The following is a 26,892-nucleotide window of genomic DNA, read 5'->3' as shown; positions in this document are numbered from 1 at the left end:
GGTGGTGGGCGGGTCGGGGAGGGGCGGGATGCTCGGCTCCGGCACCGGCGGGGGCACCAGCGGCGGGATGTGGGTGTTGATGGGTGCTCCGGCGGCGTCATTCTTGAAGCGGAGCAGGCCGCTGATGGCGGCGACAGCCGTGCCTGCCGGGTCGCTGGGGGCGGTGGCGCGGGTGCGGGCGATCGGCGGGGTGCCGGGGACCAGCTCGAGCGGCTGGCTCCACTCGCATTCGCTGACCACGATCGTGCAGGTCGGCTCCTGCGGCTTGGTCTTGTTCTGGCCGTTGCACGGGAATGGGTTGTTCGCGAACACGTTGCTTTCCAGCCTGGAGATCACGCTGGGGTCGATGATGCCGACCTGGACCGGGAAGGCGGCCGAGCCGGCGCCGTCGGGGCCGGTCACGCCGCGGACGCGGGTCTGGTGGGCGCAGCCCTTGCGGTCGTCCCAGACCGGGAGCTGGCCGGTGACGCCGAAGTACATCCGGGACGGGTTGATGCACTGGGTGAGGGAGACCGGGGAGTTCGGGGCGAAGTTGCGCCACCGGACCGTCACCGTCTGGCCAGGATCGAGGTCCACGACATCAGGGCCGTCGACTCTCGTGCCGCCGGTCGCGGCGGTCCAGACTTCCACTGTCGGAAGTTCGGCCGCGGCGCTGGCGCTCGTCGGTCCTGGGACGGGAAATGTCAGCAGGGCCGCGGCGATCGCGATCGCCCCCGCGGCGGCAATGGTCCTGCGTGACGCTCGCAACACGGTGCTCTCCACTTGCAAATGGCAGTAATCCCCCAAAAGGAAAGCGTTTGGGTGCCCGTCCGGCAATGGCATCGGGGGGCGGACATGAGTGTTCACTGGCAGGTCGCGCCGTGGACACGGGAGGCCCGGCGAAGTTCACCTGACCTCGCCATTCACCGCGACTGGCAATTGTCGCGCCGGTTCTCGTTAACCCGGGATTGGTGATGCGGACAGGTCGGCATGGCGACACTTCGGTCTGACATATGCCCGCGAAGGGGAGCGCTCAGCACCAAGAGCCTCAGCGATGAGAGCCTCAGCAATAGGAGCACGGTGGAATCGAACGACGCCGAGGGATCGACGGGCCTCGCGGCCCTCGGCTTAGGTGAACGTCCGGACCCTCCAGGTCCTTCGAATCCCTCGGATCCCCCGAGTCCGCCAGGTCCTCCGGGACCTCCGGCCGACGAGGGTCCCCTGGCCGACGAGGGACCTCGCCGTATCGAGGCGAGGCTGAGCGGGAGCGACCGCTTCTACCGGGCGCTGGCCAGCACCGGCGCCGGGATCACGCTGCTGATCATCGTGCTGATCGGCGTCTTCCTGCTCCTGGAGGCGCTGCCCGCGTTCCAGGCCGCCGGGTTCGACTTCCTGACCACCCAGCCCTGGAACCCCGACTCGGTGCCGCCCGAATTCGGCGTCGCCGCCATGATGTTCGGCACCGCCGTCACCGCGATCGTGGCCATGCTGGTGACCGTGCCGCTGGCTCTGGCCACGGCGGTGTTCATCAACGAGTACGCCCCGCGCGCCATCCGCGCCGCGCTCACCTCGCTGGTCGACCTGATGGCGGCCATCCCCAGCCTGATCTTCGCCCTCTGGGGGTTGTTCTTCCTGGTCCCGTGGCTCCAGCCGATCGAGGGCTGGCTGGTGGCGCAGCTGGGCGGCTCGCTGCCGTTCATGCGGGCCGTCGCCACCGGCTCCTCACTCTTCAACGCGGGCCTGGTGATCGCGCTGATGTCGATCCCGATCACCACCTCGATCATCCGCGAGGTGCTCTCGCAGGCCCCCCGGCACGAGTGTGAGGGCGCGCTGGCGCTCGGCGGCACCCGGTGGGGGATGATCACCACGGTCATCCTGCCGTTCGGGCGCACCGGCATCATCGGCGGCTCCATGCTCGGCCTCGGCCGCGCGCTCGGCGAGACCATCGCGGCCACGCTGATCCTCAACATCCGCTTCGAGATCAAGCCGCAGATCTTCGAGACCGGCGGCATCACCGTGGCCAGCGGGATCGCGGTGGAGTTCTTCGACGCGCAGGAGCTGGGCCTGAGCGCGCTCATGGCGGCCGGGCTCTCGCTCTTCCTGGTGACCATCGTTATCAACCTGCTGGCCGCGATCGTGGTCGAGCGCGCGAAGTCGGTGGCCTGACATGGCGGCGACCCGGGCTATCGAGCAAAAGCCCGCCGAAAAGCAGGATATTCCGGATAAAGCGGTGGTTGCGGCGAAGGCGGCGCCGCGGCGGCGGCCCCGGGCCTGGCGGTGGGCCGACATCGGGGAGTTCGCCGGATCGGCCGCCTCCGCACTGCTGCTGACCTGGCTGATCTTCGACAGGTTCCTGCCGTTCCGGATCCAGGGCGTGGCGTTCGTCGTCGCCTGGTATGTACTGACCTTGCCCATCTACTGGCTGGTCGTCCGGGACGGCCACGGCCCGGTGACCGCACGCGACCGGCTGGCCTCCGTCCTGATCACCTCCGGCGCGGCGCTGGCCCTCTCGCCGATCTTCCTGGTGGTCGGGTACGTCACGGTCCGCGGCCTCAGCGTGATCGACTTCGGCTTCCTGGCCGAGACGATGGAGCTCACCGGCCCGCTCTCGGAGGCCGGGGACGGCGGCCTGCTGCACTCGCTCGTCGGCACCCTGGAGCAGCTCGGCCTCGCCACCCTGATCGCGGTCCCGCTCGGCGTGCTGACCGCCGTCTACCTGAGCGAGATCTCCGGCCCGCTGGCCCGGCCCACCCGGCTGGTGGCCGACGCGATGACCGCGCTGCCGTCGATCGTGGCCGGACTGTTCGTGTACTCGATCGTGGTCATCCGTACCGGCTGGGGGTTCTCCGGCTTCGCGGGCAGCCTGGCGCTGACCATTCTGATGTTGCCCACGGTGACCATCGCGGCCGAGCAGGTGCTCCGGGTGGTGCCCGGCAGCCTGCGGGAGGCGGCGCTGGCGCTGGGCTCGCCGTACTGGCGGAGCGTGCTGCTGGTGGTGTTGCCTACCGCGAGGGCGGGGCTGGCCACCGCGGTGATCCTCGGTATGGCCCGGGTGGTCGGGGAGACCGCGCCGGTTCTGCTCACGGTGGGCGGGACCAACGTCCTCAACGTCAACCCGTTCTCCGACTACCAGGACAACATCCCGCTCTTCGTGTTCAACCAGATCAGAAGCTCCAAGGAGACCTTTGTGGAACGTGCCTGGGGTGGCGCGCTGCTCCTGCTCATTCTCGTGCTCATACTCTTCGTGCTGGCCCGGATGGCGGGCGGCGCCGGTCCCGGCGGCGGCCGGAGCCGCCGTCGGAAGGGGGCGGCGAAGTGAGCACCCAGGAGACCGAGAAGGAGACCGAGACCACCACGGCCACGATGACCACCACGGCCACGATGCCGGCCCAGCCGGCCGGGGGCACGCTGCGCGGGGTCGGTGTGTCGGCCTGGTTCGGCGCGCGCCGGGTGCTGGAAGGCGTCGACATCGACATGCGTGCCGGCGTGGTGACGGCGCTGATCGGCCCCTCCGGCTGCGGCAAGTCCACCTTCCTGCGCATCCTCAACCGCATGCACGAGCTCGTCCCGATCGCCACGCTGGCCGGGAGCGTGCTGCTGGACGGTGACGACATCTACGGTACGGCGCTGCCCATCACCGAGGTGCGGCGCCGGATCGGCATGGTCTTCCAGAAGCCCAACCCGTTCCCCGCCATGACCATCGGCGACAACGTCATGGCCGGGCTGAAACTCACCGGCCGCAAGGCCGGCAACCGGGAGCAGCTCATCGAGGAGAGTCTGCGCCGCGCCGGCCTCTGGAACGAGGTGCGCAACCGCCTGAACGCCCCGGCGGGCGGGCTCTCCGGCGGCCAGCAGCAGCGGCTCTGCATCGCCAGGTCGCTGGCCGTCCGGCCGGACGTGCTGCTCATGGACGAGCCCTGCTCGGCGCTCGACCCGACCTCCACCCGCCGGATCGAGGAGACCATCCATGAACTCAAGGACCAGGTCACGATCGTGATCGTCACCCACAACATGCAGCAGGCGCAGCGGGTCTCCCAGCACTGCGCGTTCTTCCTGGCGGCCGAGGACGAGCCGGGCCGGGTGGTCGAGCAGGGCGCCACCGAGCACATCTTCGGCTCGCCCGAGGACCCGCGCACCGCCGACTACGTCAACGGGAGGTTCGGATGAGCCGGGTCAGCCGGGTATCGGTATCGCTGCTGATGGTCCTGATCTTCCTGGGGATCGGGCCATCCCCCGCGAGCGGGGCGGACCTGCCGACCGTGAACGGGGCCGGGTCCACGTTCGCGTATCTGGCGATCCAGCAGTGGACCGTGGACGTGCGGCGGCAGGGACTGTCGATCAACTACCAGCAAGTGGGGTCCACCGCCGGGCGGGACCGGTTCTCGAAGAGGGAGAACGCCGACTTCGCCTCCAGCGACGTGTCCTACCGGTTCCCCGACAACCTCGGCACGGAGGCCTTGCCGAACTTTCCGTACACGTACATGCCGCTGGTCGGGGGTGGCACCGCCGTCATGTACAGCATCAAGGACAACGCCGGGCAGCCCATCACCGGGCTTCGGCTGTCGGGGCCGCTGCTGGTGAAGATCTTCACCAGCGCGTACTACACGCAGTACCGGGGCGAGCCGGAGATGTTCTGGGACGATACTGACATCAAGGCGGAGAACCCCGACATCCAGGCCCGGCTGCCGCACGCGCCGATCTACCCGGTCGTGCGCAAGGGTGGGTCCGGGACCACCTCGGTGTTCACCGAATACCTCAGCAAGCAGGCGGGGGACCGGTGGAAGGGCTACATGGAGGGCGGGTGCCTCAAACCCGACGGCTGCACCGGCCTGCCGCCCGCCGCACCGTCGGAGGACTGCAAGGGCGCCACCTGCGGGGCCACCGACGAGTGGCCGGACGGCCGGGGGTCGGGCGTGGAGTACAAGAGCGGCTCCGACACCGTCGCGATCGCCGTCCAGCAGGGACCGGCGGGCAAGGGCGCCATCGGCTACGCCGAGTACGCCTACGCCATCCAGGCCGGGCTGTCAGTGGTCAAGCTGAAGAACGCCTCCGGAAACTACGCCGAGCCGACCGCCTGCAGCCAGGCGATCGCGCTGACCGCCGCCCACCGCAAGAACGACGGCACCTACGACCTGACCGACGTGTACGCGCACACGCACCCCAACGCGTACCCGATCTCCAGCTACAACTACATCATCGTGCCGACCGACGGGTACGACGCCGCCAAGGGCGAGGTGATCAGCAAGTTCACCCTGCACGCGATCACCGAGGGGCAGAAGAACGTCGACCAGATCGGCTACTCGCAGCTCCCGACCGAGCTCATCGAGCAGGGCCTGAAGGCGCTCGCCTCGGTGCCCGGCCATCCGGCGCTGCCAGCCACCGGAGCCCAGTGGGGCGCGTACTACAAGAGCCTGGCCCTGCCGGACGGGAAGAAGTGCTACGAGGAAGGCGAGCAGGCGATCGAGGAGAACCCCCCGAATAGCAACAACAACAATCAGAACAACGAGCAGAATAACAATAACAACCAGAACAACAACCAGAACAACAACAACAATCAGCAGAACAACAACGGCAACGGTTCGAACAGCCCCAGCCCTTCGCCGGGGGCCAGCAATCCCGGGAACGGCGGCGGCGGGTCGAGCCCGAGTGCCAGCAATTCCCCCAAAGCCGGCAGCAAGTCCAACCCGACCGGCGGCCCCAGCAAGAACAAGTCGGACACCGGCGGCCCGGGCAGTGGCACGCCGACCTCTGGGGACGACGGCGGCGGCGAGACCGGCGGTTCTGGCGATTCCGGCACGCCGACCGGCGACGGGACGGGGACGGTGACGGACACCGGCACGGGAACCCCCGGCGTGGTCGCCACCGACGGGCAGGTCCTCCCGCTGGCCAGCAGTTCGGGGTCCGGCAGCGGCAACACCAGCATCAACCCGCAACTCGCCGGGGGCGCCGCGACCGAGGTCAAGAAGGTCGCGGAGTCCGCCAGCACGCCCTGGACGCTGCTCGCGATGGTCCTCGCGCTGATCGCGGTCGTCTTCGGTCCCGCCGTGGCCGGGATGGCGGCCCGCCTGCGCCGCTCCCGCCAGCACTGAGAGAGAACCTATGAGAATCCGACGGCTGGCCGTCGCCGCCCTGCTGGGTGGATCGGTCATCGTGGTCCCGCCGTTCGTCGGCAGCGCGGTCGCCGCGCCCGCAGCGCAGATCAGCACGCCGGGGGAGGGGACGCTGCACTCGCGCGCCCCCATCACCGTCAGCGGCACCGCGACCGGGGCGGTCTCCGTCCGGGTCGGCATCCAGGACCGCGCCGGGAAGCTCTGGTGGCGGGCGGGCGCCTGGGGCGACTACAGCGCTCCGGTCGTGCCCGTCGGCCCGGGTGGCGCGTGGAGCTACACCTGGCCGGGCGGCGAGCCGGGCGACTACCTGGTTCAGGCCGTCGCGACCGCCGCCGACGGCTCCACCGACCCCGCGCTGCCGTTCCGCCGCTTCACCGTCACCGAACTGCCCGCCGCCGTCTCGGCGCAGCCGGACGCGGCGATCGCCGAGCCCGCCAAGGACGCGATCGTCCCCCGGGGGCGGGAGGTGGTCCTGCGCGGCCTGGCCGCCGACGACGTGGCGGTCACCGACGTCCGGGTGGCCGTACGCAACGTGGGCACCCAGCAGTGGTGGCACCCGAACGGGACCTGGGACACGAACTACGAGGCTCTCCAGGCCACGCCCTTCACCGGCACCGGGACCTTCGTGTGGACATTCCGGTGGACTCCGCCCGAAGACGGCCAGTACACCTTCGCCGTCAAGGTGCGGGACGGCTCCGGCGGCACCCGCGACATCAGCCGGACCTTCTTCGCCGACGCCAACGCGCCCGCCACGACGGTCACCACCACCCGGCGGGCCTTCCCCGGCGGCGGACCGGTGAAATGGGAAGGCGTGGCCGACGACGCGCGCGGTGTCGCCTCCGTCGTGGTGGCCCTGCTCGACCGGGGCACCGGCAAGTGGCTGCGCTCCGACGGGACCTGGGGCGCCTACCAGCGGCGCGCGGTCACGCTGACCGGCCCACGTGACGGCGGGAAGGCGTCGGTGGCCAACGGGCAGCAGCTCTTCACCAGGACCGGCTGGTCCTTCGCGTGGACGCCACCCGGCCCCGGCAACTACCAGGCCGAGTTCACCGCCATCGACGCGGCCGGCCAGGAGGACTCGGCCTACCCCCGCGTGCCCTTCACGGTCGGCGGGCCCGACTCGGCCGCGTTCGCCCCCGAGGTCGCGATCACCGCGCCGATCCTCGGCAAGGGGTACGGCACCGGCCCGATCACGTTCTCCGGCACGGCTGCCGACGACACCTCGGTGCGCGAGGTGCGCCTCTACGTCATCAGCCGGGACACCGGCCAGTACTGGCAGCCCACCGGCGGCTGGGGCCCGGCCGCCGTCTCCTTCCGGCCCGCGCTCCAAGGTTCGGGCTGGTCGGCCACCTGGACCCCGCCGTCGTACGGCAACTTCACCCTGCGCGCCGAAGCGGCCGACGACCGGGGACTCACCGCCTCCGTCGCGGTGCCGTTCAGCCGCGGCAGCGGCGCGGGACCCGGCTACGTCACGCTGCTGGCCAGCCGCTCGCAACTCGGCGCCGTCGACCAGAACTGCCAGCTCAGACGCGGCTCCGTACCCCTCTTCGGAGACCTCGCCGACGACCTGCGCACCCGGGGCATCCCCGTCACCGGGTCGGTCGTGGTCCGCTACGCCGACGAGAACTTCTGCGACCCCGCCCTCGCCGACTACGCCACCTGGCCGGAGACCGAGCGGCTGCGCGAGGAGTACGGCTGGAGCTTCATCAGCCACAGCGCGAACTACATCAACCTCACCCCGCCCGCCGGGCAACCGCAGCCCACCCCCCAGACCCTGCGCGCCGAGACCTGCGGCTCCCTCGACGCCTTCGCCGCCCACGGCCACCAACGCGCCTGGGGCCTGTTCCTCTACCCCGGGTACGCGGGCAGCCCGCCCACCACGGCGGTCCAGCTCGACCCGGTCGCCACCTGCTTCGCCTACGCCCGCCAGTACGGCTACGGCGTCAACCTGCGCGAGCAGGCCATCTCGCCCTATTTCGTGAGCGTGCAGGGCCTGGCCGGAAACTGGTGCAACGACCCCGCCCTCACCTGCTACCACTGGGTGCCCGTGCTGGGCACGCGCACCGACGGCACCCGCTACGCCCCGCCCGAGCAGGTGGCCGCGATGTTGTCGGGCGTGCCCGGGCAGTGGCGCATTCTCCAGATCTACAAGTTCCTGCGCGGCAAACGCCTGGGCGGCACCGGCACCCAGTGGGACTGCACCGGCGACTGGCGGACCCACTGGACCAGCGACGGCGAGTCGTACTGCGCGAACGACTTCACCAGCGCACTCAACCAGGCCCGCGGCGCCACGTACGCGGATCCGGCGACCGTGGCGACCGCGTGGGGCCGAGGGAGTCCCTAAAGTCGTTATCTGGGCAGCTGCGCCTGGTCGGCGGGTCGGCTAATCACGCGCGCAGACCACGCTGAAGGTCAGCGTGGCCAGATCGGTGCGATCCCGGAATGGCCTGGCCAGACCGGGTCGTACCCGCTCGACGTAGGCGTCCGTGGCGACGCGGCCGGGCACGATGCGCGCCCGCCAGCCCGTCGCCTCGGCCGCCGCCAGGTAGTCGCTCGCGCGCAGCCGGTTGGGCACGCCAGGGAAGCTCATCCGCCGGTAGGTCCAGTCCGAGTAGCGGAGCAGGTTGAGCGGGTCGCGGGGGCGAATACCGCGCATGTGCACCATGCCGTCCACATGGTGGGTCATGGTCGCGTTCGGCGCGGCCAGTTCGGCCAGCCGCGCGAACGTGGCGGGCACGTCCTCGAAATGCTCCAGCGCGGCACTACTCACCACTACGTCATAAGGCCCGTCCAGACCCGGCAGCCCCGGAAACGCGGTCACGTGATAACCGATCCGATCCAGATCCACGGGCACGCCCAGGCGTTCCCCGAGCGCGTCGTAGTAGCGCGAGCCCGCGTCCTCGGCGAGCGGAAAAAGGTCCGCCGCCGTATAGGACGCCGCCCCACGAGAAAGAATCACCGCACCGGTGCCAAGGTCAGGCCCCGGCCCCAGTTCAAGCACCCGCAGCCCCTCCCAGCTCCGAACCCCGTCCTCCTCCCACCGATCGACGACCGCGACCACATAGTCCACACTCCGCCCCACCTCTTCCGTCGTGTACGGCCTCGGCCGCCGATAGGCCTTGCCCCGATGCCGCACCGCATTGGCCAGCCCGAGGCCGAGGCCAAGGGTCCACCAGAGGGGATTGGGATGGCGGGCGGCGGACATACTCAGCCGCCCCGGACCGATGATCGGCGTGCCAGTGGTCGTCATGGAGGATTCCTAGCGAGGCCCCGCCAACAGCGGCGATCCTGACGGGGAACAACGGAGGAACAGCACCACGCACACTCAACACCTAGTTCTTCACCTGCGGCTGCATGGCTGTTGCCACGGCGTTCGCCCCAGGGACCCTCCTGCTTTAGGTGGGACGCCTCGCGAGGCGCGGGGCAGTTCTTCACTGGCGGCGGTGGAGGTGTTGTCACGGCGTTCGCCCAGGGTTCTCTCCGCTTCGGCATGATCAGCCGTTCTCTGTTGTTTGCCGGGGTTTCGGACGAGGTGGAGTGACCGCTGTGAGAAGGCTGCCGATCGCTGGGGCCGTGGTGGCCGCTGTCGTGCTGGTTGCGGTGGTTTCCACCAGCGCGAACCTGACCGGTGCCGAGTTGCTGGGGGACCCTGAGGTCGACATCGTGATAGCCCCCACGCCGGAGCAGCCGAGCACGGCCCCGTCCGCGCAACCGACTCCCGCTGCTCCGGCGGAGACCCAGCCTCAGGCGCGGGGTCAGGTCTACGTGCGTCCGGCCGGTCTGGCCAAGGTCGCCGGTGGGGTGGCCGCTGGCGTGGGGATCTGGCGGCATCCGACCGACCGCCGCAAGAGCGTGGTCGTGGGCGCGGCCGAGGACGGTGGCATCGCCGCGTACAACCTGGCCGGTCGCCGCCTCCTCCGCCTGCACGGCCCGGGGGTCCGGCTGACCGGTGTGGACGTGTTCTACCGGTTCCGATTCGACCCCGAATGGACCAACGACATCGCGCTGGTCACCGACGGCGCGACCGGCAGGCTGCGCGCTCTCGCCTTCCGCCCGGTGGCGGCGAGTTTCGGAAACCCGCTCATCGAGGAGGTCACCGCCCCCGACATGCCGGTGATCTTCCCGGACGGCTTCCCGCGCGACGTCAGGGTCTGGCAGGACGCCACCGGGGTGTACGCGGTCGTCGCGCAGGACGGCGCCGCCCGCCTCGCGCTGGTGCGACTGGTGCCCGCCGCCGGCCGCAAGGTCGCGTACGAGGTCGTCCGCACCCTCGATCTCCCCACCGACCTGGTCACCCACGATCTGACCCCATGGACGCCCTGCGGCCCCGCCCCCGTTGTAGGCCTGGCGGCCGACGCCTCCACCCTCTACGTCGCACAGCGCGGCGTCGGCATCTGGCAACTCACCCCCGACCTCACCGGACAGCCCTCCCTCGTCGACGTGGTCTCCGGATTCGGCGCCCTACCTGCCGCCGACGGCACCTGCGGCCCAGGCGAAGGCAGCGACCGCCTCGAAGACGTCGGCGCGCTGGCCCTCTACCGCGCCCCCGGCAGCCCCGGCTACCTGATCGCCGCCACCCCCGGAAACGGCCGTTTCGCCGTGTACAACCGTCAACCCGTCCAGTACATGGGCAAGTTCCGCATCGGCTCGGTCCCAGCAACCGGCAGCCTGGCCATCACGAACCTGGCCCTCGGCTCGCCTTACGGGAAAGGCATGCTGGCCGCCCGTACCAGCGGAAACGCGTTCGCACTGGTCCGGTGGGACGACCTGGCCCGCCGGATGGGCTTACTCGTCGACACCCGGAACTGACTCTATGCCCATTGAGTTGGACAGTCGCTTCGTTGAAGAACTGACGCATCTTCTGGACGAAGAGGATTGGGGAATTGACTCTGGTCTTATGTATGCCGACCCATGGGATCAGTTTCCTATCTACTCAAGGTATTCTCAACTGGAGTTTCTGGCGGCCCTGCCGATCGAAGAATGTAACAGAGTGCTAATTCGGGCCGCTATGTCTCGTTTTATAAAAGTGGTCGAATGTTCGTTGGAGTATTATGGGAAGGGTGAGTACAACTATGATTGCATGATGGTTGTTCGTGATTTCATGCAGGTGGGAGAAAAGGGATTCGTTGTCGCCGACGGCCATCGCGACCTATTGACTCCACACCTTTGGTGGGCTCATCCCAGCGATCCTCGAATGTCGAAATTCAGGCTTTATGAAGCACGCAGCAAGCAGACACAGTTCGTGGCTGCAGCGCTCGACGACCGAGTGATTGCCCAGCTAGACGGAGGATGTCTGCTGAAGTCATCCAAGAATTGGATGACTGTTGAGCCACGAACTGAGGGTCGCTGCGGAACGGCATCTCCGGGAGGCCATTGATGACTATATCGGAGCACCTCGTTTGCTCCAAGGTAATCCTGATGCTAGAGATATGATGGGAGAATTCTTCATCGAAGCTCGCAAGCTGATCGCACAAGGATGTAGCCTTGCCGAGTTGCTTGATTTTTGGCGCGGCCGTGAGTCGTATGCTTTGACTCCGTTTAACTTTATGAGACTTCTTCGCGAGGTGGCCGGGATATCGATGATCGAATCCAGGGAAATAATATCCATGTTCGATCCCGACTTCTCGCCGATTGCGGCGCCCGACGAAATCGAGCGCCGCTGGAGATCGACAATTGATCTTGGAGGGAAATAGCTTAGTCGGCCACCCCGTAACCTCAGGTCCTTCGTGGCGCGGAGGGCCCCGCACGCCTAGACGTCGGAGAGCCACTCGCTGACGAACACGTGATCCTGATGGAGGTGTTTGGCTGGGATGTGGTCGTCGGTGCTGCCCGGGTGCGGCGGCATGTTCCAGGACTCTCGCGATCCGGTCGAGCGGGCGGGGCGCGGGGAGTCGGTCTGTAGGCCAGCGCGGGATCCTCGCGACCCGGTCCAACTGGCGAGCGGTTATCGGGCGAAGGCGAACCCGCCTGGACGGTTGTTGCGGTCGGCGATCAGTCCGGCGAGGGTGGCGATGGCGATCTCCGGTGGGGTGCGTGATCCGATGTCAAGCCCGATCGGTCGGTGCACTCGGGCGATCTCCGACTCGGCGACTCCCAGTTCGGTGAGCGCCTGGACGTGGGGTCCTTGGTGGCGAGGGCTTCCGATGATTCCGATCCACCGGACTGGATATCCGAGGACATCGCGGAGTATCGGCCCGATCCCGTCCCGATGGTGGTCGGTGACGACGACGTCGGCCGTTTCATCGAACTCTGCGGTGGGCTCGGTGACTCGCTTCACGCCGGGAAACTCGACGATCCGGTCTGGATCCGGTTCGAACAAGATCGGCCGGTAGCCCAGATCAGTGCCGTATTTCAGGAGGAATCCGGCCATGGGGGAGGCGAAGACTGCGACAAGTGTGCGCGTCTCCTCGCTCGGAGCGGCTTCCTCGTGGGCGACCGCGCAAGACGCGTCGTGAACGTGGGCCATCTCGAAACCTTCTCACGTAGCCGGTTATTTCAGGGTACGCCGCAGTGGAATGCCGGGAAGCGGCACGGTGAGAAGTGACACACCGCCGACCGTGATTCCGCCGCCGCGGAAGGAGACCTCCGGATCATCGGTACCCGGCACGATCAAGGTCAGCACCCTGGTGCCCGGCGGTGAGAGCACCGACGTCGTCTCCACTTTGCGCAGGTAGCCAGGGGAGACTGTGCCCTGGCGCACCTCCGGCTCCCCGGCCGGGAGGAACACCATGGTCGCCCGCCAGTTCCCGTTCGCCACCACCACGCGGCCATCGCGGTTCGAGATCACCCGGAGCGACGGCGCGAGATGCCACAGGCTACGCAGCTGAGCACCTTCCGGAACCTCATCCAGCACGACCATCAGATCGGGACCATGATTGACCAGCACCGACCTTGTGCGCACTACCCCGTATGCGTCGTCGGCCAGCTGGAAACTCTGCCGCGTCGGTCCCACATCAGAGTGTTCCAGACGCGTGGCCGTACCCGGACGGAACTCCCCGCCGACCACGACTGGGACATTGTGCGCCTCCGGTGAGGTCGTCCACTCCCGGTAGGCGTCCTTCTCGTACGAATGGAACCCTGCCTCCACCAGAATGTCCCGGCCATGCGCGTGATACGTCACACCCAGATGGTCCTCATGACCGTGTAACTTCCGCGCCGACCCGAACCTGATCGAGTAGTACGCCGAGCTGCGGTCGTTCCATCGGGTACGCCCGAACACGTAACCGCTGTCGAAGACCTTGACCGTCGCCTCCTCGTTGCGGAAGCCCGTCGGGCGGGTGTCGGCCGGAGTGTCCCCGATCGGTACCAGACGTCCGTCCGGTTGGGTGGCGTGACTCACGTAGGTCTCCAGCGACCGGCGCCGTTCCTTCAGACCTTCGGGGGTCACGGCCCCACACTCTCTGATCGCGTCCAGCCCGATACCCAGCCGTCTGTGCACGTAGACGCCGTATCTGGGGGCCTGCTCGTGTAGTGCGCCCTGGTCGTCGATCGCGAGTTTCGCCGACGCCGCCATGCGGCTGATCGCCAGGTCTGTCCACTGCCTTCGGCGGAAGCGGCAGCCGATCGACAGTAGCGCGATGTCCTGGTCCAGGCCGTGGTTGTGTCCGTGCCGGTAGAGGGCGGGATCGGACAGTACGCGAGCATGTTCGATCAGGCTCCTGGACAGCCAGTTCGCCCGTACATGTGCGCTCAGCCGGACCAGCGCGGGAGCCCGCAGCGCCACCGAATGCTCCGCCCACGCCCACGCGCTGACCCCCGTCCAGCGCCGCGAGTTCTTCCGCACCCAGTCCTCGGCGATCTCGGCCGCACGTTCCAGCAGCGCCCGATCCCCGCCCTTCTCGTACGCGACGACAAGCCCGCCCATCCATCGCAACGTGTGCAGATTCAACATCCACGACCGGTTGCGGTGTGGATCGGCCCGCCAGTCGATATCCCGCCCCAGATCAACGACAGGCAGCCCGACAAATCCGACACGCCCTGCCATCACCTGATCCACATCGATCGAGATCCCACCAGGACCTGCGACCACCGGGCCGTCGCTCGTAGCCAGCGAGAGACGCGAATCCACCATCTTCATGAGGGCATGCCGAAACAAGCGATTGCTCCAAACGAGAGAAAGGGACCCCGAGGGCCGGGGGAGTTACAGGGAAACGGGGACGCCCGGCGCGTTCGTCCAACCAGGCTTCCGGGGCGAGTTCGGCTTGGTCGTTAGGCGGTCATCCCGGGGATACGGCGCGGATGGTCTTTCGTTCGTCCAACCAGGCTTCCGAGATCAGTTCGGCTTGGTCGTTGCGCGGTCAGTCCGGAGGGTGCGGCGCGGATGGTTTTTCGTTTGTCCAGCCGGCTTCCAGGACCAGTTCGATCCGGTCGTTCTTCACCCCGGCCGCGTCGGTGGTGGAGGAAATGATCTGGGAGTTCCCGGTGTCGATGATCAATGTCCGCTGGGCCAGTCCGGACGGCTCTCGCAGCGCGAAGGAGAACGCCGCTTCAGTTCTGCCCGATTCGTCGGTTTGTGTGCCGAGGTAGGTGACATTCGGCAGATCCGCGAGAGCACGGTAGGCCGCAGCCCGTACATCAGGGGGAGACGGTTTGCTCCAGAGCAGACCGCTGAGCGCGTCCGCCACCACACCCTCGTCCGCCGACGCGATCTTCGCGACGTGGGCGCGAAGCGCGGCGGGGTCGACCGGGAGGCTGCTGATCTGCGCGAACGTCATCGGCTGCCCCGCCATGCTGAACGCCACCCCGCCGCGCACGGCCGCGAGCGTGCTCGGCCCCGGTGCTGTGAACACCTGGTGCCCAGGCCATTCGGCGGGCGAGCCTTCCTGGAGCCAGGCCTCCCGGTCGGCCGGTTCGGCCGGTTCCGCCCCCAGCGAGACCGCACCAGCCCAGACCTTGCCAGTCCGGGAAACCCACTGCTCCGAAATGCGGCGATCGACCATCCAATACCGGTTCCCGCCCTCGCCCAGCATCTCCGGATACCGCTGCCGCACCAGCTTCCTGACCCGCCAGTACGCCCCGGCCTGCACCGTCCCCGACTCCGCGGTATCCGCCGCCGCCAGCAGAATCGACCGCCCCGACGTGGGAGTCGCTCCAGGAACGCCCGGAGATCCTCCGGGCAGAGCGATGACCGCCGCCGCCGCCGAGGCAGCCGCCAGCCCGGCCAGCGCCACCGTCCACGGCCTGCGCAGCCGCCGCCGCGCTTCGGCTTCGAGCAGGGCGCCCACCCGGGCCTTGAGAGCCGGGTCCGGCTTCGGTTCGCCGTACAGTTCGCGGACCCGCGTCAGCTCATCCATGGTCGCTCCCCATCGGGTTGCTGTCGCCCAGCGCCGCCCGCAGCTTGCGCCGGGCGCGATTCAGCCGCGAACCCACCGTCCCGTACGGGATCCCCAGCGCGGCGGCGATCTCCTCGTGACTGAGGTCTGCCAGCGCGACCAGCAGCAGCACGTCACGATCCCGCTGATGTAACTCCGCGACGGCCGTCGCGATGTCCGGACGCAGGCTCTCGGCGCTCACCTGCGCGGAGACCTCATCCTCATGTCCCGGAAAATCGGGATCTGGGCCGTGCCGTCCGAGTGCTCGCAGGGTACGGACCTCGGTGCGATGGTGGCGGCGGATGAGATTGCTGGCGATGCCGTACAACCAGACCCGGACGCTCGCACGAGACGGGTCATACCGCGCCCGTTTCCGGAACGCGGTGAGAAACGTCTCCGCGACCACGTCCTCCGCGCTGTCGGGCCCCAGCCGCTGCGTCACATAGCGATGGATCTCCGCGAAATACGCATCGAAGATCACACTGAACCGCTCGGACTCGGCCAGCGACCGCCGCACCACCTCGGCGTCCCCAGCCCGATGCCCGGCCCAGGACACCGTGGTCACGATGGTCTTCCCGTCATGTGCGTTCCTTCGGCTGCGAGCGGCGGACACCCTGTATCTCCCGATCCGCCCATCCACTTTCACGCAGCCCTGGTGGGAGGCGACGTTCCCCCTTGATCGTCGCCTCCCCAGGATGTCAGGCGATGACGCTGACGAGACCGAGGTCCACGAAGCCGCCCATGGCGCCGGGGGTGCCGGCGACGTTGAGGTAGCTGAGGGAGGCGACGATCGCGTAGCTGCTGCCGCCCGCGCCGGCGGGGAGGCCGGTGGTGACGACGATGGCGTCGTTGTAGGCGTTGAGGCCGGTGAGGGGCTTGGTCTGGGGGGCCGCCGGGAAGGGCGCGTCGTGCGGGCCGCCGATCTCGTCGATCAGCAGGCGGAGCTGCCAGGTGCCGCCGATCATGGGCGCGAGGGAGCCGGTGAGCTCCCAGGTGAGGTTGACCTGGAAGGGGTCTCCCGCCTTGAGGACGTCGGCGGGTGGGCCGCCGCCCACGTCGACCAGTTCGGCCTGGATCTTTCCGCTGAGCAGGGCCGGGGACAGCCCGAACGGAATCTGGAAACTGCCAGAGGTGAATGCCATGGTTCCTCCCGTTGTCTGATATCCGAAACGGTAGGAAAGGACGGCATCACCTGGCCTCGGGGGCAGTGCCGGGAAGTTCCCTAGTGCCCTCCGGAAGTCAATGAGGGGTACGGCGATCGCCGTACCCTTCAAAGCGGGTTCAGCGGCCTACGGCGAGGCAGGTCGACTTGGACTTCTTGGTGGGGTCGCTCTCCGAGGTGGCCGTCAGGTTGACCTTGGCGAGCAGCGCGCCGCCCTTGGCCCGCAGGACGTGAACGGGCACGGTGACCTTCTTGCCGAACTCGGCGGTGGCGAGCTGGTTGGGCAGGGAGACCGTCCAGCCGCGGCCTTCCACCTCGGCGGTCAGGCGGTAGACGTCACTGTTGAGGTAGGCGGACACGTCCTCGGGGTGCTGGGCGGTGGTAGCCGCCTTCTTGCCGGTGTTGAACACCGGGAACTTGCAGGTGGCGACGCTGTCACCGGCGGTGATGCCGATGCTGGGCAGCACCTGGACGCCGCGCTTCTGCGGGCCGGAGCCGTCCAGCGAGCGGACCGCCACCTTGTAGGAGAGCACGCCCTTGCCGGAGCGCTTCACGTCCAGGACGTAGAAGTGCAGGCGGTTGGCCTCGTCGGTGAACTCGAACTCGCTGCCGGAGTCGGCGCCCGCGTGGAACAGCGCGTCCGACAGCTGCCGGTAGTCGCCGATCGTGATCGGGACCGCGGTGCCGTCCGGCAGGACGTAGTCGGTCATGCCGATGTCCTGCGGGTTGGCGTCGATGACCCACTCGAACGGGGCCTGGTCCTGGTCCTTGGTCTTGGCCAGCAGCACCCCGGAGTCGGGCGTGAACGAGTCCGCGCCCATCCGGTCCACGACCTCGACCGTGTAGTTGTTGTAGCGTCCGCCGTCACAGAGCGGGTCGGTGCTGGTCGAACAGGCCGGGCTCAGGTCCGCGCCCATCGCGATGTTGATCCCCATCAGCCCGTTCGGCCCCGGCTGTACGGCCCGAGCCGTCACCTCCGCCACCACGAGCCCGGACTCGTCCAGCGCGTCCCGGTTCAGCCGCAGCACGTTCGCCTCGTCGACCATGTTCAGCTTGATCTTGTTGCGCAGCATGTGCTGGGCGCCCATCGAACCGCCTCCCGTGGGCGGGATCATCCAGCGGCTGTGCGGGCCGCCCGGGCCGTTGAAACTGCCCCGGCTGAGCATCTCCCAGATCCCGGTGTACGCTCGGCGGGCCGGAATCGAGTACGGGTTGTTGTAGTTGTCGGCGATGCCCATGATGTGGCTGAACTCGTGGGCGTACACGCCCATGCCGGAGCTCTCCGCCTGGACCGAGTCGACGCCGAAGCGGGCGTTGGGCCAGAAGGTCGAGCCCGCCTGCCAGGACGTCCACTCCACGTAGCGGGTGGGCGACCAGTTCGGCAGGGCCGGGTCGTCGGGGCCGAACTCGTCGGTGACGTCTTCCTTGGTCGGGAACTTCATCATGCCGAACTCCTGCCAGGTGGACGACTCGTCCTGGCCGGCGCTGACGAAGAAGACGAAGTCGTACTGGGCGACGGTCTCCGGGCCGACCGCCGCCAGCCAGGCGGCGTTGCCGTCGGCGCGCAGGTTCTTGTTGCAGGTGTCCCCGGCCGGGCAGGAGTTGCGCTGGTACTCCAGCGCGTATTCGTGGTCCTTGCCCGGCATTGTGTAAGGGCCGAAACCGGTGAGGTCCACGCCGTACCGGCCGCCGGAGTCCTCCATCCAGTACTCGTGGATGGTGTGACCGCGGTTGAGCGCGTTCGGGGTGTTGAGGAAGTCCTGGTAGAACTTGGCGACCTGGTCGCGGGGGATGTCGTGGGCCTCCGCGGTGGGATTCTTGAAGACCGTCGAACCCTTGGGCTGGGTGACGACGAAGGGCTGGTTGGGGTAGTCCAGCAGGACCAGGGCGCCCTTGAAGGTGCGTGTCGAGCCGGGCACCGAGGGGTCGGCCCAGTTGGTGCCCGGCACCTTCTTGTAGTCGGCCCACGTCATGTGGTCCGGGTTCTTCCAGTTCTGCGGGTCGATCGGGGCTGGGTGCCCCTGCTGACCGCCCAGGGAGCGGAGCTGGGCCGCGCCGGGTGCGTCCTGCTGCCACGGCTGGGTTTGCGGCCAGTGATCGTAGCGCCAGGGCAGTTCGGGGTCGGGCGCGGGCTCAGCGGAAACAGGGGTCACCGAAAGTAACGAGAGGGGCAACAGTGCCACGGTCGCCAGGAGCAACCTGAGGGGGCGTCTCATACCATGTCACGTTATATAGGGCATATTTATAGATCAATTGACACTCTGTTAGGAGTACGGGAAACGTGCAAGCTTCCCGCACTCGCGTGAGTTGTCGCGGTTCAGGAGAGCTTCGCCAGGTACTCGGCCAGGGCCTGGTACGACTCCCGGGCACCGGCCTCCATGCCGGAGGACACCATGCCGTCGCGCTCTTCCTTCGTGCCGAACCGGGTGACGCTGGTGACCGTCGTCTTGCCGTCTTCCTCCGTCAGTTCCAGCGTCTCCACGCAGATGTGGCCGGGCATGCCCTCGAACTCGAAGGTCTGCACGATCCGCTCCGGCGCCTGGATCTCCCGGTACTCGCCGCGGAACGCGTACTGCTCGCCGTCCGGCGTGTGCTCGACGAAGCGGTAGGCGCCGCCCGGGCGGAAGTCCATCTCGCAGTCGAGCGGGTTGCCCCGGCCCCACCAGTGCTTGATGTGCTCGCAGTTCGCGTGCGCCTCGAAGACGAGCGCGCGCGGCGCGTCGAACACGCGCACCATCTTGATCTCCAGGTCGGACGGCAGGGTCACCGTCAGGGTGTCGCTCATCTCATTCCTCCTGTTGTCTCTGAAGCCGTTGCAGATACTCGCCGAGCTGGTCGTAGCGCTGCTCCCAGAACCGCTGGTAGTCGGCGATCCAGTCGGCCACCTCGCGCAGCGGCGCCGCGTCGAGGCGGCACGGCCGCCACTGCGCTTCCTTGCCGCGGGTGATCAGCCCCGCCCGCTCCAGCACCTTCAGATGCTTGGAGATGGCCTGGAGGCTGATCGGGAACGGTTCGGCGAGCTGGTTGACCGTCGCCTCGCCGTCCGCCAGCCGGGCCAGGATGGCCCGCCGGGTCGGGTCGGCGAGGGCGCTGAACACTTCGCTCAGCCGGTCCACTGTCTCCGCCTTCCTCAACCGATCGGTTAATTAACTTATAGGTTGAATATGCCTCCTGCCGCAGCTCGGTCAACCCTTCATGAGAAGTGCCAGTCAGAAGAACCCGTAGCGGGGAGCCGTGACCTCGATGGTGTCCTTGACCAGTGCGAGCGCCGCCCCGAGCGGGCTCGAGCGTCCGCCGCTCACGATGATGTCGCCCGCGTCCGGGCAGCCGAACACCACAGCCTTTTCTGGACCGGTGAGCGCGTGCAGGGGGTCGCCCGGCTCTGTCTCCTCCAGCCGGACGTGGACGAGGAGAGGCTCGTCCACGCGTGCGCTTGCCACGGCCCGCAGCCGGCGGCTTCGAGAGACCGCGCGCAGCGCGTCACTGGCGGTGCCCTCGTGCACCGGCTGCGCTTGTACCCGAACCGACGCCGGATCCCATCCCCAGGCCAGCGCCGCCAGCAGCCGCACTTTCGTGGCGGCGTCCACACCGGACAGGTCGGACGAAGGATCTGCTTCCGCGATCCCCCGACGCTGCGCCTCGCGGACAGCGTCCGGCAACGAGTCGCCTTCGGCGAGGCGGTCGAGGACGAACGTGACGGTGCCGTTCGGGCAAGCCCGAATCGTGTCGCAGCCCACGCCACGCAAGGCCGTCCTCGCGATGTCCCCCGCTGGGAGGGCGGCCCCCGTCGCCCCGGAGATCCTGATCATGCTGCCACTCGCGCGGGCCGCTTCATCGAGTACTCGCCAATGGCTGAGCAGGTGGCTCTTGGTGGCCGTGACCACGTGAACCCCCCGTCGTAGCGCGGCGATGGCTTCCTCGGCGGCGTGCTGCCGCAGGTGAGGTGAGGACGGTATCGCTTGGACGAGCACGCGGGCGGCGGTCCGGTCGAGCGTCTCCTCCAGCGAAGCCGGCGGGCTCCAATCTGAGCGCGGTGGCACCGGCCCGCCCTCGGGGAGCCAGCACTGTGCCGAGCCGGCACGGACGGCACCGACGCCCAGCCGTACACCGTGCCGGCGAGCAAGCGCATTCGCCTGCTGAGCCAGATACCGGACAAAGGCCTGACCGACCGGACCGTAGCCCGAGAGCACCACGCCGACCTGATGCGGTGGGCGATTCGACGCATCGCCGACCTGGCTCACTTCACGCATGGACTTTTGCTCCTCCTCGTCTGGTGATGTTTGGCCCTCACGTCGTGCGGATTCGCAGTGTCTGGAGGTTGGCCAGTTCGTAGACTCCCCACTTGCCGAGCTCGCGTCCGTAGCCGCTGGCCTTGATGCCGCCGGTGGGGAGGCGCGGGTCGGTCGCGGAGATCGTGTTGACGAAGACGGCTCCGGCGTGGACCCTGGCGCTCACCGATGCGGCGTGATCGCTGTCCGTGCTCCACAGACTGCTGCTCAGCCCGTAGCGCGAGGAGTTCGCGAGGGCGATGAGCTCGTCGTCGTCCGCGCCGGTCGTGAGCGCGCCGAGCGGACCGAACGTCTCATCGGACAGCAGGACCGAATCTCGCTCGTCCACTTCGACGATCGAGGGTGAGAACCACGCCCCCCGGGCGGACTCGGGCGCATCGGCCTGGGCGATCACCCGGCCTCCGGTCGCCAAAGCTTGGGCGCGCTGCTTGCGAAGTGAGTCGCGCAGGTCATGACGCGCGAGCGGCCCGACGTCGATCGTCTCGTCTGCCGGGTCGCCTACCTTCAACGTGCGGACATGCGGAACCAGTGCGTCCACGAACGCGTCGTGTACGTCGCGGTGGACGAGAATCCGTTTTGCCGCGATGCAGCTCTGCCCATTGTTGATGAATCGGGATGTGACGGCGGCGGCGGCCGCGGCGTTGATGTCCGCGTCGGCGAGGACGATGAACGGGTCGGAGCCGCCGAGTTCCAGCACGCACTTCTTGAGGGCGGCGCCCGCGCGCGCGGCGACCAGGGCGCCCACGCGATCGCTGCCGGTGAAGGTGACGGCCTCGATCCGGCTGTCCTCGATGATGGCGGACGCCGTCGCCGCGTCGACGACGACGGTCTGCAGGACGCCCTCGCCGAACGCGTCCTGGAACACCTCCTGGATGGCCAGGGCACTTCCGGTGACGGACTCCGCGTGCTTGAGGACGACGGTGTTGCCTGCCGCGATCGCGGGAAGCATTGCCCGGATCACCTGCCACCACGGGTAGTTCCACGGGAGGATCGCGAACACGACCCCGATCGGCACGACCCGGACGATCGCGGTGTCGCCGTCGATGTCGAAGGTCTCCGGCCGCAGGATCTCGGGAAGCTCCTGGGCGTAGTAGCGGCACGCGCTGACGCACTTGTCGATCTCGGCTCGCGCTTGCCTGATCGGCTTGCCCATCTCAAGCGTGATGAGCGTGGCGAGAGGCTCCCGGCGCTCCGCCAGGATCTCGCCGAGCTGGTCGATCGCCGCAACGCGGTCGGCCACGCGGGACTGTCCCCAGCGCGAAGCCCCGGCGATCTGGAGCACCCGGTCGATGTCCTGGGGCGTCGTGTACGGGTAGAAGTCCAGCTCATCGCCCGAGGTGGGGTTGATCGTGACGATACCGCCGGTCGCGCGTGTCATGCAGCGACCTCGGCGACGGCATGGACTTCCCGGAGCCATCGGGTGAACCGGCCCGTGATGGAGACCGGGTCGATCAGCAGCTTCGCGATGCCTTGGGCGTTGCCTTCCTCGATTCGGGCGTACAGGAACGTCGGCCCGTTCACCGTGAGCAGGTCCAGGAAGGCGGCTTCCAGCTCGTCGACGGTGTCGGCGGCACGGGTGGTCCATCCCGCGGCGGTCGCCAATGCTTCGAGGTCGATCCTGGAGGAATAGGTCGGAAGCGCCCCGGTCGAGCCGTACACCCCGTTGTCGAGCAGGACCAGGAGCAGGTTGCCGGGGGCGAGGTAGCCACCCGTGGGGAGGACATTCGGGTTCATCAGGAGTGAACCGTCCCCCTCGATGCCGATCACCTTCGGCGCGGAGGGGTCCACGCTGAGCGCCAGTCCGGTCGCCACCGATCCGACCAGACCCATCGCGTCGAGCATGTAGAGGTGGTTGTCGCTGTCCTTCACCGACGCCAGCTCGCGGCTGGTCGCCGCGCAGGTCACGACGACGGGATGCCGGCTCGTCAGGTCCGCCAATACTTCGAGTGCTTCGATCCGCTTCATCAGGCGACCTTTCCGTCGGTGTTCCAGAAGGACCCGAGGACGACCACGGGCCGATACGTCATGACGGCGTGCACACCGGCCTCCTGGAGGGTGTCGCGCCAGTCGTCGGCGCCGCTCCTGCGGTCCAGTTCGATGACGGGGAGCCCGACCGCGCGCAGCAGGGCCGGCACCGGCTGGCTGATGGAGTGGATCATCGAGTTGTACTCGCCGAGGCTTCCCCGCGTGTTCGCGAAGATGAGCAGCGGCAGATGGTAGGACAGCGTGAACGTCGTAAGTGCCGTGAGCGCATTGCCGAAGCCGTTGTCCTGCATGACGACGGCGCCGAGCTTGCCGGTGAACGCGACCGCCCCCATCACGCCGACCGCCTCTTCCTCCCGCGACAGCGGTGTGACGCGTGGGGAGACGCCGTTCACCCCACCATCGGACGCGACCAGCGAGTTGATGATCGGCGCCACGGTCACGGACGGGATGTACCCGACCCGCGCGGCACCCGCTGCCCAGATGCCGCCGGCGACAGCCTCTGCGTATGTCATGTGCGTGTGATTCCTTTCAGGATGGAAGGGCGAGCGCCCCTAATCGCGCGCGGCGATGGCGTCGAACTCGACCCGGGCCTTGTAGGGCAGCTCCGCGACGGCGATGCACGTGCGCGCCGGCAGCGGCTCGGGAAGGGTTTCCTGGTAGATCGCGTCCATGGCGTTGCGGTCGTCCATCGACGCCAGGTAGACCGTGATCTTCACGAGGTGACGGAGTTCCAGGCCCGCCGATGCCAGCTTGCTCCGCACATTCGCCAGGGCTTGCCGCGTCTCGTGGACGATGCCGCCGTCCACGACCTTGCCGTCCACGATCCCGAGCTGACCCGAAATGTAGACGAGGCCGGCTTCGGTCGAGCGAACAGGGCTATATGGATGCCGAGCCTCTGCGGGACTCGCCGGTGCGAGATTCGTCATGCTCTTCCTTCTAGATGTGACTCATGGGGACGCCCGAGACGACGTGACCGCGCATCTTGCGCACCAGGAAGACCGTCGGGATGGCGGCGAGGATGAACGCGCAGGCCGCGACAGCGATGTAGGTGTGCACTCCGAGCGAAGAGTTCACCGTCTCCCCGCCGACGACGATGTTCGTGGCCCCGAGGATCGCCGATCCGATGAAGCTCATCGTCACCGAACCGACCGCGACCATGACCATGACCATGCTGGAGACGGTGCCCTGCCTCTCCGGCGGCGCGAGGATGGACGCGAGGTTGAACCCGGAGGTGACCAGCGATCCTGCCGTGAGGCTGAGCATGAACGAGCAGACCACGGCGATCGGAAGGCTCGAGGCGCCGACGAAGAACATGCCGAAGGAAGCGGCCGTCCCGCACACCACACCCGCGGCGAGCGGCCAGGCCGGCCCCACCCGGGTCGCGATCGCACCCGCGAGGATGCCACCGAGCATGATCCCGATCGACGGGATGCCGAACATCAGGCCGAGCGCCGCCGGTCCGGCGATCCCGTATCCGAGGCCGTCATCGGGAGAGACGTCGATCAGCAGGCTGAACAGCTGAAGCATGCTCCGATAGGCGCCCGTGCCCAGCACGACCACGAGCAGACCGAGTCCGAGCGCAACGGAGATGCCGCGGATGTCGATCACGGGCTCCGGGATGCGGCTCAGGACGAAGAACCAGACCAGCAACGCGACAGCGCCACCGATGAGGCTGGCGAGCGGAACGATCCCCAGCCAGCCGAACTCCTGCCCGAGACTGATATATACGAGAACGCCCGCGAGGCCGCCGCCGAGCAGAAGCGCCCCCGCGACGTCGACCTTGCCCGGCGTCCTGTTCCGGGGGTTCGGGATCAGGAGGCGTACGCAGAGCGCGGCCACCGCCGCGAACGTCGCGGAGACCACGAACACGAACTGCCAGCCGAAGACCTCGGTCGCGACCTCCAGGATGAAGGGGGAGGGAATCCCGAAGACAGCGGAGCCCGAGGTGACGACACCGGTCACGATCATGGCGAACTTGGGCGCGCAGATGTCGCGGATGATCGCGACAGTGAGGAACAGGGCCGCGACCGCGGCGCCCTGAAGGGCACGTCCGAGGACGAAGATGCCGATGTGGGGCGCGAGAAGACACACGACCCCGCCGAGACCGGCGACGAGCAGCGTGATCACGAGCACCTTGCGCTTGCCGTAGATGTCGGCGCTCTTGCCCAGCAGCGGCGCCCACATGGCTCCCGCCAGCATCGCGCTGGAATCGATCCAGGCGAACTGAGTGGTGTCGAAGGCGGCGCTCAGCTGCGGAAGGACGAAGGTCGGCGCCGCGAGCACGGTGTCGACCATGACGTTCACCAGGATGAGGATGGCGACATAGCCGACGACTCGCCCGCTCCAACCGGTGTGCAGATCAGTTGCCGGCTTGTCCGCGGTGGTACTAGAGCTCATGTCTTGCATGAGCAGCTCCTTTCTGCCCCGTAACACCCCCTTTGCCAGGGATGGGTACGGAGGACGTGAGCACAGGGATCAGAGGCGCGACCCGGCGTGGAAGCTGTTCCGTCCGGCTGCTGACGAGCCGGAGTCGGGAAGCGTGAGTTTGCGGATGACGCCCTGCTGGACGACCATCGCGATGTTCTCGGGGGCCGACAGCACGGTGATGTCTCGCAGCGGATCCCCCGTGCAGAGGACGAGATCCGCCGCGTACCCAGGTCGCAGCGTCCCGAGCTTGTCCTCTAATCCGAGAAGACGTGCGCTATTGGAGGTCGCCGCGCGGAGGGCGTCCATCGGCGACATGCCCAGCTCGACCAGGCACCACAGCTCGAAGGGGTTCTCCCCGTGCGGAGTGATACCGGCGTCCGTCCCCACCGCGATGTTCACCTTCCTCGCGATGGCTTCGGCGATGTTCGTTTTGGTTCGCTCGTTCCACCGAAGTTTCTTCTGATAGCGCCATGGGGTGGTCTTCTTGGGATCCAGCGCCTGGAAGACGGTCGACAGGGTCGGCACGAGGAAGGCGCCGCGCTCGCCGATGAGATCGCATCCTTCGTCATCGATGCCGTAGCCGTGTTCGACCGAGCGGACGCCGCCGCGGATCGCGGCGAGGATGCCGGCCCGCCCCTGCGCGTGCGCGGCGACCGGGCGGCCGCGGTGGCGACGCGCTTCGTCGACGACCGCCGCGATCTCCTCGTCGAGCAGGTCCTGATCGTCGGGATCGTCGTGCGCGCTGCTGATCCCGCCGCTCGTGCAGATCTTGATGAGGTCGGCGCCGGCACGCAGCATCCGCCGCGCGGCCGTCCGCACACCCGTCACGTCGTCGGCGAGCTCGCAGTAGTCGAGATCGAGGTTTCTCCCGCTCGGAAGAGTGCCGTCAGCGTGCCCGCCGGTATGGCTGATCACGCCGACCGAGGTCTGCAGCCGGGGACCCGCGATGAGTCCCGACGCGACGGCGTCGCGGAATCCGGCAGGAAGCCCGCCCAGGTCGCGAGCTGACGTGATCCCGGACTCGAGTGTTCGACTCAGACGTACGGTCGTCTGGAGAACACCCAGGACGGGGTCGGTCAGAAGAGCGGTTTCCACGAGCGATCGATCAGAGGCGACACCGAGGTGGGTGTGGCAGTCGAACAATCCGGGAAGGAGTGTCCCGCCCTGGCCGTCGATCGTCCTGACGTCCGAGCGCGCCTCGGGCGCCCGCGCCGCGGGACCCGCATAGGTGATCTCTCCATCAGCGTCGGCTTCAAGGACCGCGTCATCCACGACCGTCGCGCTGACACCGTCGATGAGCCGGACATTGTGCACCCGCAGAGCGGACCCGTAGTTGAACCCCACCAAATCCGCCTGTCTCTCGTCCGTTCTTCTCCTTGTCGTCGCAGGTTAGGGTGATCCCGCACTTTGGCTCGGAATCTGCATGAAATCTCCATCGATGGCTCAGGTCTGCATGAAAGCGTCTATGTCCACCGCGACCCTCGACACCGCCATCGTGGATGCCGTGCGATCGGCTCCGCGGGCGAGCTGGCGCGACCTCACGGACGTACTCGGGGTCAACCCGGCGACCGTGAGCCGGCTTTCCGGTCGGTCGCCGCGGTGCACTTCGGCTCCTGGACGTTCGGGAC

25 protein-coding genes are annotated in these 26,892 nt (G+C 68.0%); 8 read left to right on the top strand and 17 right to left on the bottom strand.

Features of this window, described 5'->3' with window-relative positions; all coding sequences use genetic code 11:
- Window positions 1-750 (bottom strand): hypothetical protein (locus Aple_RS51885; RefSeq protein WP_218038156.1); only part of this gene is annotated, 750 nt, incomplete at its 3' end.
- Window positions 751-1,059: 309 nt separating this feature from the next.
- Here Aple_RS51885 and pstC point away from each other — a divergent pair.
- The 5 genes from pstC to Aple_RS07005 all read left to right on the top strand — a co-directional run bounded on the left by pstC (window position 1,060) and on the right by Aple_RS07005 (window position 8,433).
- Entirely contained in the window at window positions 1,060-2,145 is a 1,086-nt protein-coding gene (pstC, locus tag Aple_RS07025; RefSeq protein ID WP_218038155.1) for a phosphate ABC transporter permease subunit PstC, read from the top strand.
- Between the two features lie 64 nt (window positions 2,146-2,209).
- The gene (gene pstA, locus Aple_RS07020) at window positions 2,210-3,298 is read left to right on the top strand and encodes a phosphate ABC transporter permease PstA (RefSeq protein WP_170321321.1); all 1,089 of its coding nucleotides are present in this window, start codon (window positions 2,210-2,212) and stop codon (window positions 3,296-3,298) included.
- Between the two features lie 62 nt (window positions 3,299-3,360).
- Entirely contained in the window at window positions 3,361-4,146 is a 786-nt protein-coding gene (locus tag Aple_RS07015; RefSeq protein WP_218038169.1) for a phosphate ABC transporter ATP-binding protein, read from the top strand.
- A complete protein-coding gene (locus Aple_RS07010; protein WP_155343645.1) occupies window positions 4,143-6,068 on the top strand; it encodes a phosphate ABC transporter substrate-binding protein PstS in 1,926 nt (641 codons plus the stop codon). The genes Aple_RS07015 and Aple_RS07010 overlap by 4 nt, the downstream gene beginning before the upstream one ends.
- 10 nt (window positions 6,069-6,078) lie before the next feature.
- The gene (locus Aple_RS07005) at window positions 6,079-8,433 is read left to right on the top strand and encodes an Ig-like domain-containing protein (RefSeq protein ID WP_155343644.1); all 2,355 of its coding nucleotides are present in this window, start codon (window positions 6,079-6,081) and stop codon (window positions 8,431-8,433) included.
- A gap of 39 nt (window positions 8,434-8,472) precedes the next feature.
- On the opposite strand, the gene Aple_RS07000 is transcribed toward Aple_RS07005, so the two are convergent.
- Entirely contained in the window at window positions 8,473-9,339 is an 867-nt protein-coding gene (locus tag Aple_RS07000) for a class I SAM-dependent methyltransferase (protein WP_155343643.1), read from the bottom strand.
- A gap of 296 nt (window positions 9,340-9,635) precedes the next feature.
- On the opposite strand from Aple_RS07000, the gene Aple_RS06995 reads away from it, so the two are divergent.
- The 3 genes from Aple_RS06995 to Aple_RS06985 are packed head-to-tail and all read left to right on the top strand — an operon-like array spanning window position 9,636 to window position 11,782.
- Window positions 9,636-10,898 (top strand): phytase, encoded by a 1,263-nt coding sequence (locus Aple_RS06995; RefSeq protein ID WP_170321320.1) that lies wholly within the window; start codon window positions 9,636-9,638, stop codon window positions 10,896-10,898.
- 4 nt (window positions 10,899-10,902) lie between these two features.
- Window positions 10,903-11,466, top strand: coding sequence for a hypothetical protein (locus Aple_RS06990; RefSeq protein ID WP_155343641.1), 564 nt, complete (start codon window positions 10,903-10,905; stop codon window positions 11,464-11,466).
- Between the two features lie 52 nt (window positions 11,467-11,518).
- On the top strand, window positions 11,519-11,782 hold the full coding sequence (locus tag Aple_RS06985; protein WP_170321319.1) for a hypothetical protein: 264 nt from the start codon (window positions 11,519-11,521) through the stop codon (window positions 11,780-11,782).
- Window positions 11,783-12,033: 251 nt separating this feature from the next.
- Here the strand turns inward: Aple_RS06985 and Aple_RS06980 are convergent, their stop codons facing one another.
- The 15 genes from Aple_RS06980 to Aple_RS06910 all read right to left on the bottom strand — a co-directional run bounded on the left by Aple_RS06980 (window position 12,034) and on the right by Aple_RS06910 (window position 26,608).
- Complete coding sequence (locus Aple_RS06980; RefSeq protein WP_155343639.1) at window positions 12,034-12,555, bottom strand: XdhC family protein; 522 nt, start codon at window positions 12,553-12,555, stop codon at window positions 12,034-12,036.
- A 24-nt stretch (window positions 12,556-12,579) separates the two neighbouring features.
- Window positions 12,580-14,073, bottom strand: a complete 1,494-nt coding sequence (locus Aple_RS06975; protein WP_246264192.1) for a heparinase II/III domain-containing protein — start codon at window positions 14,071-14,073, stop codon at window positions 12,580-12,582.
- A 313-nt stretch (window positions 14,074-14,386) separates the two neighbouring features.
- Window positions 14,387-15,382 (bottom strand): CU044_5270 family protein, encoded by a 996-nt coding sequence (locus Aple_RS06970; RefSeq protein ID WP_155343637.1) that lies wholly within the window; start codon window positions 15,380-15,382, stop codon window positions 14,387-14,389.
- Window positions 15,375-15,965, bottom strand: a complete 591-nt coding sequence (locus tag Aple_RS06965; RefSeq protein ID WP_308805496.1) for an RNA polymerase sigma factor — start codon at window positions 15,963-15,965, stop codon at window positions 15,375-15,377. Before Aple_RS06965 ends, Aple_RS06970 begins: the two co-directional genes overlap by 8 nt.
- Window positions 15,966-16,098: 133 nt before the next feature.
- Window positions 16,099-16,542 carry a hypothetical protein gene (locus Aple_RS06960; protein ID WP_155343636.1) on the bottom strand — a complete coding sequence of 148 codons (444 nt, stop codon included), beginning with the start codon at window positions 16,540-16,542 and terminating at the stop codon, window positions 16,099-16,101.
- Between the two features lie 139 nt (window positions 16,543-16,681).
- Window positions 16,682-18,715, bottom strand: a complete 2,034-nt coding sequence (locus tag Aple_RS06955) for a M6 family metalloprotease domain-containing protein (protein ID WP_246264191.1) — start codon at window positions 18,713-18,715, stop codon at window positions 16,682-16,684.
- A 164-nt stretch (window positions 18,716-18,879) separates the two neighbouring features.
- The gene (locus Aple_RS06950) at window positions 18,880-19,347 is read right to left on the bottom strand and encodes an SRPBCC family protein (protein ID WP_155343634.1); all 468 of its coding nucleotides are present in this window, start codon (window positions 19,345-19,347) and stop codon (window positions 18,880-18,882) included.
- A gap of 1 nt (window position 19,348) precedes the next feature.
- Window positions 19,349-19,678: an ArsR/SmtB family transcription factor gene (locus Aple_RS06945; protein ID WP_218038154.1), complete on the bottom strand. Its 330-nt coding sequence runs from the start codon at window positions 19,676-19,678 to the stop codon at window positions 19,349-19,351.
- A 93-nt stretch (window positions 19,679-19,771) separates the two neighbouring features.
- Complete coding sequence (locus tag Aple_RS06940) at window positions 19,772-20,812, bottom strand: homoserine dehydrogenase (RefSeq protein ID WP_155343632.1); 1,041 nt, start codon at window positions 20,810-20,812, stop codon at window positions 19,772-19,774.
- Window positions 20,813-20,849: 37 nt separating this feature from the next.
- A complete protein-coding gene (locus tag Aple_RS06935; protein WP_155343631.1) occupies window positions 20,850-22,229 on the bottom strand; it encodes an aldehyde dehydrogenase family protein in 1,380 nt (459 codons plus the stop codon).
- Complete coding sequence (locus tag Aple_RS06930; RefSeq protein ID WP_155343630.1) at window positions 22,226-22,816, bottom strand: thiamine pyrophosphate-dependent enzyme; 591 nt, start codon at window positions 22,814-22,816, stop codon at window positions 22,226-22,228. The genes Aple_RS06935 and Aple_RS06930 overlap by 4 nt, the downstream gene beginning before the upstream one ends.
- Window positions 22,816-23,349: a thiamine pyrophosphate-binding protein gene (locus tag Aple_RS06925; protein WP_155343629.1), complete on the bottom strand. Its 534-nt coding sequence runs from the start codon at window positions 23,347-23,349 to the stop codon at window positions 22,816-22,818. The genes Aple_RS06930 and Aple_RS06925 overlap by 1 nt, the downstream gene beginning before the upstream one ends.
- A 39-nt stretch (window positions 23,350-23,388) precedes the next feature.
- The gene (locus Aple_RS06920; RefSeq protein ID WP_155343628.1) at window positions 23,389-23,763 is read right to left on the bottom strand and encodes a RidA family protein; all 375 of its coding nucleotides are present in this window, start codon (window positions 23,761-23,763) and stop codon (window positions 23,389-23,391) included.
- A gap of 10 nt (window positions 23,764-23,773) precedes the next feature.
- The gene (locus Aple_RS06915) at window positions 23,774-25,234 is read right to left on the bottom strand and encodes an MFS transporter (RefSeq protein WP_155343627.1); all 1,461 of its coding nucleotides are present in this window, start codon (window positions 25,232-25,234) and stop codon (window positions 23,774-23,776) included.
- Between the two features lie 78 nt (window positions 25,235-25,312).
- Window positions 25,313-26,608, bottom strand: a complete 1,296-nt coding sequence (locus tag Aple_RS06910) for a metal-dependent hydrolase family protein (RefSeq protein ID WP_246264189.1) — start codon at window positions 26,606-26,608, stop codon at window positions 25,313-25,315.
- Window positions 26,609-26,892: the final 284 nt, after the last annotated feature.

Origin of the sequence: Acrocarpospora pleiomorpha, from assembly GCF_009687885.1 — a bacterium.
Lineage (GTDB): Bacteria > Actinomycetota > Actinomycetes > Streptosporangiales > Streptosporangiaceae > Acrocarpospora > Acrocarpospora pleiomorpha.
This window is presented reverse-complemented; position numbering and strand designations above follow the sequence as displayed.